General features: G+C 56.2%; 15 protein-coding genes and 1 other annotated feature. All 15 genes read left to right on the top strand.

All coding sequences use genetic code 11. The annotated features are described in order from the left end of the window. Positions 1 to 2: 2 nt before the first annotated feature. The 15 genes from CSK29544_RS16780 (at position 3) to CSK29544_RS16715 (ending at position 13,848) form a co-directional block, all read left to right on the top strand. Positions 3 to 479 carry a GNAT family N-acetyltransferase gene (locus CSK29544_RS16780; protein ID WP_007894044.1) on the top strand — a complete coding sequence of 159 codons (477 nt, stop codon included), beginning with the start codon at positions 3 to 5 and terminating at the stop codon, positions 477 to 479. Between the two features lie 328 nt (positions 480 to 807). Beyond that, the gene (gene thrS, locus CSK29544_RS16775) at positions 808 to 2,736 is read left to right on the top strand and encodes a threonine--tRNA ligase (protein ID WP_004387090.1); all 1,929 of its coding nucleotides are present in this window, start codon (positions 808 to 810) and stop codon (positions 2,734 to 2,736) included. Between the two features lie 3 nt (positions 2,737 to 2,739). Beyond that, complete coding sequence (gene infC / locus CSK29544_RS16770) at positions 2,740 to 3,282, top strand: translation initiation factor IF-3 (RefSeq protein ID WP_012905609.1); 543 nt, start codon at positions 2,740 to 2,742, stop codon at positions 3,280 to 3,282. A 97-nt stretch (positions 3,283 to 3,379) separates the two neighbouring features. Then, positions 3,380 to 3,577 (top strand): 50S ribosomal protein L35, encoded by a 198-nt coding sequence (rpmI, locus tag CSK29544_RS16765; RefSeq protein ID WP_001124225.1) that lies wholly within the window; start codon positions 3,380 to 3,382, stop codon positions 3,575 to 3,577. Positions 3,578 to 3,624: 47 nt separating this feature from the next. Continuing rightward, positions 3,625 to 3,981 (top strand): 50S ribosomal protein L20, encoded by a 357-nt coding sequence (gene rplT / locus CSK29544_RS16760; RefSeq protein ID WP_000124849.1) that lies wholly within the window; start codon positions 3,625 to 3,627, stop codon positions 3,979 to 3,981. A gap of 116 nt (positions 3,982 to 4,097) precedes the next feature. Beyond that, positions 4,098 to 4,222 (top strand) — a sequence feature (Phe leader region). After that, complete coding sequence (pheM, locus tag CSK29544_RS24770; RefSeq protein WP_106120997.1) at positions 4,103 to 4,147, top strand: pheST operon leader peptide PheM; 45 nt, start codon at positions 4,103 to 4,105, stop codon at positions 4,145 to 4,147. (Overlaps the previous feature by 45 nt.) Positions 4,223 to 4,366: 144 nt before the next feature. Further along, positions 4,367 to 5,350: a phenylalanine--tRNA ligase subunit alpha gene (pheS, locus tag CSK29544_RS16755; protein ID WP_007867262.1), complete on the top strand. Its 984-nt coding sequence runs from the start codon at positions 4,367 to 4,369 to the stop codon at positions 5,348 to 5,350. Positions 5,351 to 5,365: 15 nt separating this feature from the next. Continuing rightward, positions 5,366 to 7,753: a phenylalanine--tRNA ligase subunit beta gene (gene pheT / locus CSK29544_RS16750; protein WP_007894049.1), complete on the top strand. Its 2,388-nt coding sequence runs from the start codon at positions 5,366 to 5,368 to the stop codon at positions 7,751 to 7,753. 4 nt (positions 7,754 to 7,757) lie between these two features. Next, entirely contained in the window at positions 7,758 to 8,057 is a 300-nt protein-coding gene (gene ihfA, locus CSK29544_RS16745; protein ID WP_004387086.1) for an integration host factor subunit alpha, read from the top strand. A 77-nt stretch (positions 8,058 to 8,134) separates the two neighbouring features. Continuing rightward, positions 8,135 to 9,136, top strand: a complete 1,002-nt coding sequence (btuC, locus tag CSK29544_RS16740; protein WP_029038968.1) for a vitamin B12 ABC transporter permease BtuC — start codon at positions 8,135 to 8,137, stop codon at positions 9,134 to 9,136. A gap of 29 nt (positions 9,137 to 9,165) precedes the next feature. After that, complete coding sequence (locus tag CSK29544_RS16735) at positions 9,166 to 9,717, top strand: glutathione peroxidase (protein ID WP_007894053.1); 552 nt, start codon at positions 9,166 to 9,168, stop codon at positions 9,715 to 9,717. 2 nt (positions 9,718 to 9,719) lie between these two features. Then, positions 9,720 to 10,463 (top strand): vitamin B12 ABC transporter ATP-binding protein BtuD, encoded by a 744-nt coding sequence (gene btuD / locus CSK29544_RS16730; protein WP_007894056.1) that lies wholly within the window; start codon positions 9,720 to 9,722, stop codon positions 10,461 to 10,463. Between the two features lie 77 nt (positions 10,464 to 10,540). After that, positions 10,541 to 11,005, top strand: a complete 465-nt coding sequence (locus CSK29544_RS16725; RefSeq protein ID WP_004387814.1) for an NlpC/P60 family protein — start codon at positions 10,541 to 10,543, stop codon at positions 11,003 to 11,005. Positions 11,006 to 11,197: 192 nt separating this feature from the next. Then, positions 11,198 to 12,535 (top strand): PTS sugar transporter subunit IIC, encoded by a 1,338-nt coding sequence (locus tag CSK29544_RS16720; RefSeq protein WP_007894059.1) that lies wholly within the window; start codon positions 11,198 to 11,200, stop codon positions 12,533 to 12,535. Further along, entirely contained in the window at positions 12,532 to 13,848 is a 1,317-nt protein-coding gene (locus CSK29544_RS16715; RefSeq protein WP_007894061.1) for a 6-phospho-beta-glucosidase, read from the top strand. Before CSK29544_RS16720 ends, CSK29544_RS16715 begins: the two co-directional genes overlap by 4 nt. Positions 13,849 to 13,866 lie beyond the last annotated feature (18 nt).

Below are 13,866 nucleotides of genomic sequence, written 5' to 3'. Positions count from 1 at the left end.
CAATGAGCTACACCATTCGCGCAGCCCGTCCGGAAGATGCAACGGCAATTTATGAAATGATTTATGAACTGGCGGTCTATGAAAAAGCCCCACATGAAGTGGTCACGACGCCAGAGGAGATTCGGGAAACGCTTTTTGGCGCAGGCAGCAAAACGGAAGCGCTGATATGCGAGATTGACGATAAAGCCGTAGGATATGCCGTTTTCTTTACCAGCTATTCCACATGGCTCGGGCGTAACGGCATTTATATGGAAGATTTATATGTTTCGCCTGAATATCGCGGTAAAGGGGCGGGAAGAAGCCTGTTAAAACATATCGCCCGGTGCGCGGTGCAAAGGCAATGTGGTCGCCTTGAGTGGAGCGTGCTGGACTGGAACCAGCCTGCCATCGATTTTTATCTCAGCATTGGCGCGGCGGCGCAATCTGAATGGGTACGCTATCGCCTTGATGGCGAAGCGCTATTGAAGTTTGCCGAATAAATGCGCCTTTTATTGCTGGCGTAATAAGCGATGGGCGCTAAGTCCAGGAAGTGGGAAACAGAGACTTTGCGCTCTAACTGACGCTTATCGCTTATTCCGGGCATGAGTACCTGCCGTCTGAGCATGGATAGCTTTATCCATTTTATTAGTGTTACCATGGGTATAGAAGCAAAGCCTGAAAGCCATATGGAATAGGCGTTGCGTACCAAAAGTGTGTACCAATTTGGCGAATGTTGGTCAGATGGCTACATAACTTACTGAATCAAAACCATTTTTCAAATCATATGTGATCTTGCGTGTGGGTCACCACTGTGAATAAGGATTTATAATGCCTGTTATTACGCTTCCTGATGGCAGCCAACGCCATTACGACCATGCTGTCAGCCCCATGGATGTTGCCCTGGATATCGGTCCGGGCCTCGCGAAAGCCTGTATCGCAGGCCGCGTGAATGGCGAGCTGGTGGACGCTCACGACAGTATCGAACAGGACGCTCAGCTCGCGATTATTACCGCGAAAGATGAAGACGGTCTGGAAATTATCCGTCACTCCTGTGCGCACCTGCTGGGTCATGCCATCAAACAGCTGTGGCCCCATACCAAAATGGCGATTGGCCCGGTTATCGACAACGGCTTTTATTACGATGTCGATCTCGACCATACCCTGACTCAGGAAGATATCGACGCCCTCGAAAAGCGTATGCACGAGCTGGCGGAAACTAATTACGACGTCATCAAGAAAAAAGTGAGCTGGCAGGAAGCCCGCGAAACGTTTGTGAAGCGTGGCGAGAACTACAAAGTCGCTATTCTTGATGAAAATATTTCCCGTGACGATAAACCGGGCCTGTATCACCACGAAGAATATGTGGATATGTGCCGCGGTCCGCACGTGCCGAATATGCGCTTCTGCCATCACTTTAAGCTGATGAAAACCGCAGGCGCTTACTGGCGTGGCGACAGCAGCAACAAAATGCTGCAGCGTATCTATGGTACCGCATGGGCGGATAAGAAAGCGTTGAATGCCTATCTGCAGCGTCTGGAAGAAGCCGCGAAGCGCGATCACCGTAAAATCGGTAAACAGCTCGACCTGTATCATATGCAGGAAGAAGCGCCGGGTATGGTGTTCTGGCATAACGACGGCTGGACTATCTTCCGCGAGCTGGAAACGTTTGTTCGCTCTAAGCTTAAAGAGTATCAGTATCAGGAAGTTAAAGGTCCGTTCATGATGGACCGTGTACTGTGGGAAAAAACCGGCCACTGGGATAACTATAAAGACGCGATGTTCACGACCTCTTCCGAGAACCGTGAATACTGCATCAAGCCGATGAACTGCCCGGGCCACGTGCAAATCTTTAATCAGGGTCTAAAATCATACCGCGACCTGCCATTGCGTATGGCGGAGTTCGGTAGCTGCCACCGTAACGAGCCTTCGGGCGCGCTGCATGGCCTGATGCGTGTACGTGGTTTCACGCAGGATGATGCCCATATCTTCTGTACGGAAGAACAGGTGCGCGACGAAGTGAACAGCTGTATTCGCATGGTTTATGACATGTACAGCACCTTCGGCTTTGAAAAGATCGTGGTGAAGCTCTCCACGCGTCCGGAAAAACGTATTGGTACCGACGAAATGTGGGACCGTGCGGAAGCCGACCTGGCGGTTGCGCTGGAAGAGAACAATATCCCGTTTGAATATCAGCCGGGTGAGGGCGCGTTCTACGGCCCGAAAATCGAGTTTACGCTCTATGACTGCCTCGATCGCGCCTGGCAGTGTGGCACCGTACAGCTCGACTTCTCCCTGCCGTCGCGTCTGAGCGCGTCTTATGTGGGCGAAAACAACGAGCGCCAAGTGCCGGTGATGATTCACCGCGCGATTCTGGGCTCGATGGAACGTTTTATCGGTATCCTGACCGAGGAGTTCGCCGGGTTCTTCCCGACATGGCTTGCTCCGGTACAGGTCGTGGTGATGAATATCACCGATTCGCAGTCTGAATACGTTAACGAATTGACCCGTAAACTACAAAATGCAGGCATTCGTGTAAAAGCAGACTTGAGAAACGAGAAGATTGGCTTTAAAATCCGCGAGCATACATTACGTCGTGTTCCATACATGTTAGTTTGTGGCGATAAAGAGGTCGAAGCAGGCAAAGTGGCCGTTCGTACCCGCCGTGGTAAAGACCTCGGTAGCCTGGACGTTAACGACGTAATTGAAAAGCTGCAGCAAGAGATTCGCAGCCGCAGTCTTCAACAACTGGAGGAATAAGGTATTAAAGGCGGAAAACGAGTTCAAACGGCACGTCCGAATCGTATCAATGGCGAGATTCGCGCCCAGGAAGTTCGCTTAACAGGTCTGGAAGGCGAGCAGCTGGGAATTGTGAGTCTGAGAGAAGCTATCGAAAAGGCTGAAGAAGCTGGAGTAGATTTAGTTGAAATCAGCCCTAACGCCGAGCCGCCAGTTTGTCGTATCATGGACTACGGCAAGTTCCTTTATGAAAAGAGTAAGTCTTCTAAGGAACAGAAGAAGAAGCAAAAAGTTATCCAGGTTAAGGAAATTAAATTCCGTCCTGGTACAGATGAAGGCGACTATCAGGTAAAACTCCGCAGCCTGATTCGCTTTCTCGAAGAAGGCGATAAGGCCAAAATCACGCTCCGCTTCCGCGGTCGTGAGATGGCCCACCAGCAGATCGGTATGGAAGTGCTTAACCGCGTGAAAGACGATTTGCAAGAACTGGCAGTGGTCGAATCCTTCCCAACGAAGATCGAAGGCCGCCAGATGATCATGGTGCTCGCTCCTAAGAAGAAACAGTAAGGCCTTCAAGTAACAGTTTCTGTGGAGCCTTTGGGCTTCACAGATTTTGTTCGCCTACGTTTCGTTTAATTAACAATGCGAAGTGGATGTAATTAAGATGCCAAAAATTAAGACCGTACGCGGTGCTGCTAAGCGCTTCAAAAAAACCGGTAAAGGTGGTTTTAAGCACAAGCACGCTAACCTGCGTCATATTCTGACCAAAAAAGCGACCAAGCGTAAACGTCACCTGCGCCCGAAAGCCATGGTTTCCAAAGGCGATCTGGGTCTGGTAATCGCGTGCCTGCCGTACGCATAAGCCGTTTAACTTTTAACTTTTTTACAGAATAGAAACAGGAGAGCACTATGGCTCGCGTAAAACGTGGTGTGATTGCACGTGCACGTCATAAGAAAATTTTGAAACAAGCTAAAGGCTACTACGGTGCGCGTTCTCGCGTATACCGCGTTGCCTTCCAGGCTGTTATCAAAGCAGGTCAGTACGCTTACCGTGACCGTCGTCAACGTAAGCGTCAGTTCCGTCAGCTGTGGATTGCACGTATCAACGCAGCAGCACGTCAGAACGGTATTTCTTACAGCAAATTCATCAACGGCCTGAAAAAAGCCTCTGTTGAAATCGACCGTAAGATCCTGGCTGACATCGCCGTATTCGACAAAGTGGCATTCTCTGCCCTGGTTGAAAAAGCGAAAGCAGCTCTGGCGTAAGCCAGTTGAAAGAGGGAGCCACGCTCCCTCTTTTAATTTCTGCCATATCAATCTGTTGACATTTTTACTGGCGCGCCTTTCAATAAGAGAATTCGCCATTAAGCCTCAGGGTAACGCAAGCATGAACGCTGCCATTTTCCGCTTCTTTTTTTACTTTAGCGCCTGAATCAGAGGGGCTTTGCGCGTAAGAAAAGAAACGGAAAATCAACGCCAGAAGCCTCCATCAGGAGGCTTTTTTTATATCTGCCGTTTTTGGGTCTGTTTCAAGTGGCAGGCGACACACGCGCCGCAGATTTATTTGGCCGCAAGGCGTGTCACCTGAAACAGAAGAATAACAAGACAGAGTTCAACAAACCGGCGCAAGCGCCGAATAACGAGGAAAACCATGCCACATCTCGCAGATCTGGTTGCCAGTGCAAAGGCGGCCATAACCAGCGCCCAGGATGTTGCCGCGTTAGATAACGTACGCGTCGAATATTTAGGGAAAAAAGGGCATCTGACCCTTCAGATGACCACCCTGCGCGAACTGCCGCCGGAAGAGCGTCCGGCCGCAGGCGCGGTTATCAACGAAGCCAAAGAGCAGGTTCAGCAGGCGCTGAACGCGCGTAAAAATGAGCTGGAAAGCGCCGCGCTGAATGCCCGTCTGGCGGCAGAAACTATCGATGTTTCGCTCCCGGGCCGCCGCGTGGAGAATGGCGGTCTGCATCCGGTCACTCGTACTATTGATCGTATCGAAAGCTTTTTCGGTGAACTCGGTTTTACGGTAGCGACCGGCCCGGAGATTGAAGATGACTATCACAACTTCGACGCGCTGAACATTCCGGGACACCACCCGGCACGTGCGGATCACGATACTTTCTGGTTCGACGCAACGCGCCTGCTGCGTACCCAGACCTCTGGCGTGCAGATCCGCACCATGAAAAATCAGCAGCCACCAATTCGCATCATCGCGCCGGGCCGTGTTTATCGTAACGACTACGATCAGACCCACACGCCGATGTTCCATCAGATGGAAGGGCTGATCGTCGATAAAAACATCAGTTTCACCAATCTGAAAGGCACGCTGCACGACTTCCTGCGTAACTTCTTTGAAGAAGATCTGCAGATTCGTTTCCGTCCGTCTTACTTCCCATTTACCGAGCCTTCCGCAGAAGTGGACGTTATGGGGAAAAACGGCAAGTGGCTGGAGGTGCTGGGCTGCGGCATGGTGCATCCGAACGTGCTGCGTAATGTCGGCATCGATCCGGAAGTTTACTCCGGCTTCGCGTTCGGCATGGGCATGGAACGTCTCACCATGCTGCGCTATGGCGTGACCGATCTGCGCGCTTTCTTCGAAAACGATCTGCGTTTCCTCAAACAGTTTAAATAAGGGCAGGACAGAACAATGAAATTTAGCGAACTGTGGTTACGCGAGTGGGTTAATCCGGCCCTCGACAGCGAGGCGCTGGCGAATCAAATCACGATGGCGGGTCTCGAAGTGGATGGCGTGGAGCCGGTCGCGGGCGCGTTTCACGGCGTGGTCGTGGGCGAAGTCGTCGAATGCGGCCAGCATCCGAATGCCGACAAACTGCGCGTCACGAAAGTTAACGTGGGCGGCGAACGCCTGCTCGATATCGTCTGCGGCGCGCCGAACTGCCGTCAGGGGCTTAAAGTGGCGGTAGCGACCGTCGGCGCGGTCCTGCCGGGCGATTTTAAAATCAAAGCGGCGAAACTGCGCGGCGAGCCGTCCGAAGGGATGCTGTGCTCGTTCTCTGAGCTTGGGATTTCCGACGATCACAGCGGCATTATCGAACTGCCGGCCGACGCGCCGATTGGTACGGATATTCGCGAATACCTGAAGCTTGATGACAACACCATCGAAATCAGCGTGACGCCGAACCGCGCCGACTGCCTGGGTATTATCGGTGTAGCGCGCGATGTCGCCGTGCTTAATGCCGAGCCGCTGAATGTACCGGACATCGCGCCGGTTTCGGCGACCATCAATGATACGCTGCCGATTCAGGTCGACGCCGCAGACGCCTGCCCGCGCTATCTGGGCCGCGTTGTGAAAGGCATCGATGTGACCGCGCCGACGCCGCTGTGGATGCGTGAAAAACTGCGTCGCTGTGGCATTCGTTCAATCGATGCCGTGGTTGACGTAACTAACTACGTGCTGCTTGAGCTGGGCCAGCCGATGCACGCGTTCGATCTCGACCGTATCGACGGCGGCATCGTAGTGCGCATGGCGAAAGAGGGCGAAACGCTGACGCTGCTGGATGGCAACGAAGCGACCCTGAACGCTGACACTCTGGTGATTGCTGACCATCAAAAAGCGCTGGCGATGGGCGGTATTTTCGGCGGCGAGCACTCTGGCGTTAACGGCGAAACCCGCAACGTCCTGCTGGAATGCGCCTTCTTCGCGCCGCTCGCCATCACCGGCCGCGCACGCCGTCATGGCCTGCACACCGACGCTTCTCACCGTTACGAGCGCGGCGTTGACCCGCAGCTGCAGTTCAAAGCGATGGAGCGCGCCACGCGTCTGCTGCTTGATATCTGCGGTGGCGAAGCAGGCCCGGTTATCGATATCACAAGCGAAACTCATCTGCCGACGCGCGCGACCATCACGCTGCGCCGCAGTAAACTCGATCGCCTGATCGGCCATCACATTGCCGATGCACAGGTCACCGATATCCTTAAGCGGCTCGGTTGTGAGGTGACGGAAGGGCAGGACGAGTGGCAGGCGGTCGCGCCGTCATGGCGTTTTGACATCGCGATTGAAGAAGATCTGGTGGAAGAAGTGGCCCGCGTTTACGGCTACGACAACATTCCGAACGAGCCGGTACAGGCCTCGCTGGTAATGGGCAACCATCGTGAAGCGGATCTCTCGCTCAAACGTGTGAAAACGCTGCTAAACGATCACGGCTTCCAGGAAGTGATCACCTACAGCTTCGTCGATCCAAAAGTGCAGCAGCTGCTGCATCCGGGTGAAGAAGCGCTGATCCTGCCAAGCCCGATCTCCAGCGAAATGTCGGCGATGCGCCTGTCGCTGCTGAGCGGTCTGCTTACCACGGTCGTTTATAACCAGAACCGTCAGCAGAGCCGCGTTCGTATCTTTGAAACGGGCCTGCGCTTTGTGCCTGATACACAGGCAGACCTCGGCATTCGCCAGGATCTTATGCTGGCAGGCGCGCTGTGCGGCAACCGTTATGAGGAGCACTGGGATCTGGCGAAAGCCAGCGTTGACTTCTACGATTTGAAAGGGACGCTGGAATCAGTTCTGGAACTTACGGGTAAATTATCTGAAATTGAGTTCCGTGCAGAAGCCAATCCGGCCTTGCATCCCGGCCAAAGTGCTGCCATTTATTTAAAAGGCGAACGCATTGGTTTTATTGGCGTTGTGCATCCTGAGCTTGAGCGTAAGCTTGACCTCAATGGCCGCACACTGGTGTTTGAGCTGCTCTGGAGCAAGATTTCCGAGCGTGCCATACCGCAGGCGCAGGAGGTTTCCCGCTTCCCGGCGAACCGCCGCGACATCGCCGTTGTGGTCGCTGAAAACGTACCGGCAGCAGATATTTTGGCCGAGTGTAAGAAAGTTGGCGCAAATCAGGTAGTTGGCGTAAACTTATTTGACGTGTACCGCGGTAAGGGTGTTGCGGAGGGTTATAAGAGCCTTGCCATCAGCCTGATCCTTCAGGATACCGGCCGTACACTCGAAGAAGACGAGATTGCCGCTACTGTTGCGAAATGTGTAACGGCACTAAAAGAGCGATTCCAGGCATCATTGAGGGATTGAACCTATGGCGCTTACAAAAGCTGAAATGTCAGAATATCTGTTTGATAAGCTTGGGCTTAGCAAGCGGGATGCCAAAGAACTGGTAGAGCTGTTTTTCGAAGAGATCCGTCGCGCTCTGGAAAATGGCGAGCAGGTAAAACTCTCCGGTTTCGGTAATTTTGACCTGCGTGATAAGAACCAACGTCCCGGACGCAACCCGAAAACCGGTGAAGATATTCCCATTACGGCTCGCCGTGTGGTTACCTTCCGCCCGGGGCAGAAGTTGAAAAGTCGCGTAGAGAACGCTTCGCCGAAAGAAAATTAATCTGACCTGACCAAAAAGGCCGCATCCCGCGGCCTTTTTTCTTTGTCGTGCGTAAAGCGAGCCGTAAAATCAAAGGCATGAAATCTCAACTCGCCTCACTTTCCCTGTGTATTCATACCCAACGCCGCCGCGAGCGACGCGTGCTCATGGGCCTTGCGCTGGCGCTCGTACTGGCGGTGATGGTGAGCCTCTGCGCGGGCGACGTCTGGCTCTGGCCTGCGGCATGGGCAGGCGATGCAGGGAAACTCTTCGTCTGGCAAATCAGGCTACCGCGAACGCTTGCCGTTGTGCTGGTGGGCGCAGCGCTTGCGCTCTGCGGCACGATGATGCAGGCGCTGTTTGAAAACCCGCTCGCAGAACCCGGGCTTCTTGGCGTCTCTAATGGCGCGGGCGTGGGGCTGGTCGCGGCGGTCATGCTTGGCGGCGGCGTGCTGCCAGGCTGGTCGCTCGGGCTCTGCGCCATCGCGGGCGCGCTTATCGCCACGCTTATTTTGCTGCATTTCGCGCGGCGCCATCTCTCCACCAGCCGTCTGTTGCTGGCAGGCGTCGCGCTCGGCATCGTCTGTAGTGCGCTCATGACCTGGGCCGTCTATTTTTCCACCAGTCTTGATCTGCGCCAGCTCATGTACTGGATGATGGGCGGTTTCAGCGGCATCGACTGGCAGCAGGGCTGGCTGATGCTCGCGCTGATTCCGCCGCTCGTCTGGGGCGGGATGCAGGCGAGGGCGCTGAATATGCTTTCTCTTGGCGAAACGTCCGCGCGTCAGCTTGGCCTGCCGGTCTGGCTGTGGCGCAACGCGCTGGTCATCGTCACCGGCTGGCTTGCGGGCGTCAGCGTGGCGCTGGCCGGCGCGATTGGTTTTGTCGGCCTTGTGGTGCCGCATATGTTGCGCCTGTGCGGCATTACCGACCACCGGGCATTACTGCCTGCCGCGATGCTGGCAGGCGGCGGGGTGCTGCTCGCGGCCGATATCATCGCGCGTCTGACGCTCGCGGCCGCAGAGCTACCGATTGGCGTAGTCACCGCCACCCTGGGCGCGCCGGTATTTATCTGGCTATTATTAAAGGCTGGACGCTAGTTCTATCTCACTCTTCTTAAGGGGAAGCTATGCAACACGACATTTTGAATACCGAAGTGACCACCATTGACGGTGAAACCATTTCGCTTGAGCAGTACAAAGGCAAAGTGCTGTTGATCGTTAACGTCGCCTCAAAGTGCGGGCTGACGCCGCAGTATGAGCAGCTGGAAAATATTCACAAAGCCTGGGAGCCGTCCGGCTTTCGCGTACTGGGCTTCCCGTGCAACCAGTTTCTGGGTCAGGAGCCGGGCAGCGAAGACGAAATTAAAACGTTCTGCAGCACCACTTACGGCGTGACGTTCCCGATGTTCAGCAAAATCGACGTCAACGGCGAAAACCGCCATCCACTGTATCAGAAGCTCATCGCCGCCGCGCCGAAGGCTGTCGCGCCGGAGCAGAGCGGTTTCTATGAGCGGATGGCGAGTAAAGGCCGCGCGCCGCTTTACCCGGACGACATCCTCTGGAACTTTGAAAAATTCCTCGTGGGCCGCGACGGTCAGGTGATCCAGCGCTTCTCGCCGGATATGACGCCGGAAGATCCCATCGTAATGGAAGCCATTAAGCTGGCGCTGGCGAAGTAACGATGCCTTTGATGCAGTTGCGTGATGTTGCGGTGGGCACCCGGCTTGGGCCGCTTTGCGCGACGCTTGAGGCGGGCGATATTGTCCATCTGGTCGGCCCTAACGGGGCGGGCAAAAGCACGCTGCTGCATCGTATGGCGGGCCTGTCTGATGGCGCAGGCGAAATCTTCTTGGACGGCCAACCGCTTACGTCGCTGAGCGCGGCCACGCTGTCGCGTCAGCGGGCGTATCTGACGCAGCAGCAGACGCCGCCATTCGCCATGCCGGTCTGGCACTATTTGACGCTGCACGGTGGCGCGCAGTGCGCCGCCGCGCTGGAAGAGGTGACGCGCAGCCTGATGCTTGATGACAAGCTGACGCGTCCGGTTAATGCGCTCTCCGGCGGCGAATGGCAGCGCGTGCGTCTCGCCGGCGTTATCTTACAAATCCACCCGCGCAATCATCCCCACGGCAGGCTGCTGATCCTCGACGAGCCGATGAACAGTCTGGACGTCGCGCAGCAGGCCGCGCTCGACAGGCTTCTGGCTCTGTTGTCGCAGGCGGGGATCGCGGTGGTGATGAGCAGTCACGATTTGAACCATACGCTGCGTCATGCGCAGCGCGTCTGGCTGCTACGCGACGGGAAAATGCTCGCCCAGGGCGCGCGTGATGAGGTAATGACGCCCTCCCGGCTCGGTGAGGCTTACGGCTTGCCGTTTCGCCGTTTACAGATTGACGGCCACAGTATGCTTATCAATGCGCTCTGAGCGCGACCATCTTGCCAGCCGACGCGCTGGCGGCTACATTAGCGAAAAATCACAAGGCCAGAGGATTTGCCTGAAAAATGCGGCTATGGATCTTTCTTGTTGCGACGCTGCTGCTGGCGGGATGTAGCTCCCACCGCGCGCCGCCGCCAAACGCACGACTTTCCGACTCCATCACCGTGATTGCTGAACTCAACGACCAGCTGAACCACTGGTACGGCACGCCTTACCGCTACGGCGGCATGAGCCGCGGTGGCGTGGACTGTTCCGGCTTTGTGATGATGACCTTCCGCGATCGTTTCTCGCTGATGCTGCCACGCGAAACCCGTCAGCAGGCGGAGATCGGGACTGAAATTGACAAGGACGAGCTGCTGCCTGGCGATTTAGTCTTCTTTAAAACCGGCTCCGGACAAAACGGCCTTCATGTCGGCATCTATGACACCGATAACCAGTTTATCCACGCCTCCACCAGCCGCGGCGTGATGCGCTCTTCTCTTGATAATGTCTACTGGCGCAAAAAGTTCTGGCAGGCGCGCCGCATCTAGTGCTCGCCCACCGCGTCCGCGGTGGGATTTCTCCCGACTTTTATCTGTGCTGTCTTTTTTATAACCATAATGAGAGCGCTCTCACAATGGCGCTTTGCCGACTGAGTTACAGTGATTATGTATTGAGAGCGCTCTCATTTTAACGTCACGCAACGGGGGAAATCGCATGTATCACGCAACACGGGGTGCGCTATGAGTCTTTATACCGGAGTGATGGCGCTGGTCGAGCGCCATGTCGCGCCGCTCGCCGGACGTATCGGCACCCAGCGGCATATCATCGCTATTCGCGATGGTTTTATCTGCGCCATGCCGTTTCTCATTATTGGCAGCATGATGCTTATCATCGCCAATCCGCCGTTTGATGAGTCGACGACGTCTGCCTTCGGCAGGCTCTGGCTCGGCTTTGCCAAAGCGCACTGGAACACCATCACCATGCCGTTTTTTATGACGATGGGGTTAATGAGCGTGTTTGTTTCTGTCGGGACGGCCTATAGCCTCGCAAAATCGTACCATCTGGACGGTCTTACCGCCGGGTTGCTCTCACTGACCGCCTTTCTGCTCGTGGCCGCGCCGCAGGCTGATAATAAACTGTCGCTCGATTTCCTCGGCGGGCAGGGTGTGTTTACCGCGCTGCTGTGCGCTGTCTGGTCGGTTGAGCTGACGCGGCTGCTTAAAAAATATGGCATTACGCTGCGCCTGCCGGAGCAGGTACCGCCCGCTATCGCGCGCTCGTTTGATCTGCTGTTGCCGATGACCGGCATTCTGCTCACTCTCTACCCGTTAAGCCTGGTCATGCAGAGTGAATTCCAGATGCTTATCCCGGCGGCGGTGATGCAGCTTTTCCAGCCGGTGATTGCCGCAGGCGACAGCCTGCCTGCGATTTTACTCTGTGTGCTGCTGGCGAATCTGCTCTGGTTTGCGGGTATCCACGGCGACAATCTGGTGCAGGGGTTACTGAACCCGCTGTTCATGGCGAATATCGCCGCCAATGCGGCGCTGCTCTCTCAGGGCGCGCAGACCACGCAGGTTCTCACGGCGCCGTTCTGGGCGTTCTATGTGTGTATCGGCGGATCCGGTTCAACGCTGGTGCTGGCGCTGCTGTATCTGCGAAGCCGCTCAGCGCATCTGAAAACCATCGGGCGGCTGAGTATTGTGCCGGCAGTCTTTAACATTAACGAGCCGCTGCTGTTCGGGTCGCCTGTAGTGATGAACCCGACGCTGTTTGTGCCGCTGCTGCTGGTACCGCTGGTTAACGCCGTGCTGGCGTATGTGGCGCTGGAGATGGATCTGGTGCAGAAAATGGTGGCGATGGCGCCCTGGACCGCGCCCGCGCCGCTAGGGGCGATGATTTCCGCTGCCTGGGATATGCGTGCCGCGCTGCTGGTGGTCGTTCTGCTGGTCGTGGACGGCCTGCTCTGGTACCCCTTCTTTAAAGTGTACGAAAAACAGCTTATCAGCCAGGAGCGCGCGCAGGCGCAGGAAAGCGATGCCGTCGCCGCTTCGGCCCACACCACAGGGAGAACCTCATGACCGAACAGACTATTAAAATCGCCATTATCGGCGGCGGCAGCAGCTATACGCCGGAGCTGGTGGAAGGGCTTATCGCCCGCAAAGCGAGCATCAGGCTGCATGAACTTGCGCTGGTGGATGTCGAGCCGGGGCGCGAGAAAGTAGAGATCATCGCGGGGCTGACGCGCCGTATGCTTGATAAAAACGGGCTGGCGCACGTGCGCGTGACGGTGCATTTCACGCCCGATGAAGCGATCCGCGGCGCGCGTTTTGTGCTGACGCAACTGCGCGTGGGCCAGCTCCCGGCGCGCGCCGCCGACGAGCGGCTCGGTCTGAAATATGGGCTGATTGGCCAGGAGACTACCGGCGTTGGCGGTTTTGCCAAAGCGCTACGCACCATTCCGGTATTGCTGGATATCGCCCGCAAAGTGGAAGCGCTGGCGCCGGACGCCTGGATAATCAACTTCACCAATCCGGCGGCGATTGTCACCGAGGCGGTGCAGCGCCACAGCCGGGCGAAAATCATCGGGCTGTGTAATATGCCCGTCACCATGCACCATATGATAGCCGCGATGCTGGGCGCGCCATCGCAGGAGGTGGCGCTGCGGTTTGCGGGGCTGAATCATATGGTGTGGGTGCATCAGGTGACGGTGCGCGGCGAGGACCGCACGCAGGAGGTGCTCGACAAACTGTGTAACGGGGCGACGCTCACCATGAACAACATCCAGGAAGCCCCGTGGCCCGCGCCGCTGCTGCGCGCGCTCGGCGCTATTCCGTGCCCGTACCACCGCTATTTCTACTTAAGCCGCCAGATGCTGGAAGAAGAGATTGAGGCGGCGCGCGGTCGTGGCACCCGCGCCGAACAGGTGATGGCGGTAGAGCGCGAACTCTTCGAGCTGTACAGCGATCCGCACCTGGCGCAAAAACCGGAGCAGCTCAGCTTTCGCGGCGGCGCGTTCTATTCGCAGGTAGCGCTGGAGCTTATCGATGCCATTCATAACGACCGCGGCACCACGCTTGTGGTCAACGCCGCTAACCGCGGGGCTATTCACGGGCTGCCGGATGACGCCGTGGTCGAAACCAACTGCGTGGTGGACGCGCAGGGCGCGCACCCGCTGGTGTTCGGCGCGTTGCCACCTGCGATGCACGCCTTAACGGTGCAGGTGAAAACGTATGAACGGCTCACCATTAAGGCGGCGGTGGAAGGCTGTCGCGACAGCGGACTGCTGGCACTCGTGACCAACCCGCTGGTGGGCGACGCGGTACTTGCCCAATCACTGCTCGAAGAAGTGCTGACGCTGAACCGCGACTACCTGCCGCAATTCCGGGGATAAGCTCACCCGGCGCGAAAA

The organism is Cronobacter sakazakii (genome assembly GCF_000982825.1).
Taxonomy (GTDB): Bacteria; Pseudomonadota; Gammaproteobacteria; order Enterobacterales; family Enterobacteriaceae; genus Cronobacter; species Cronobacter sakazakii.
This window is presented reverse-complemented; position numbering and strand designations above follow the sequence as displayed.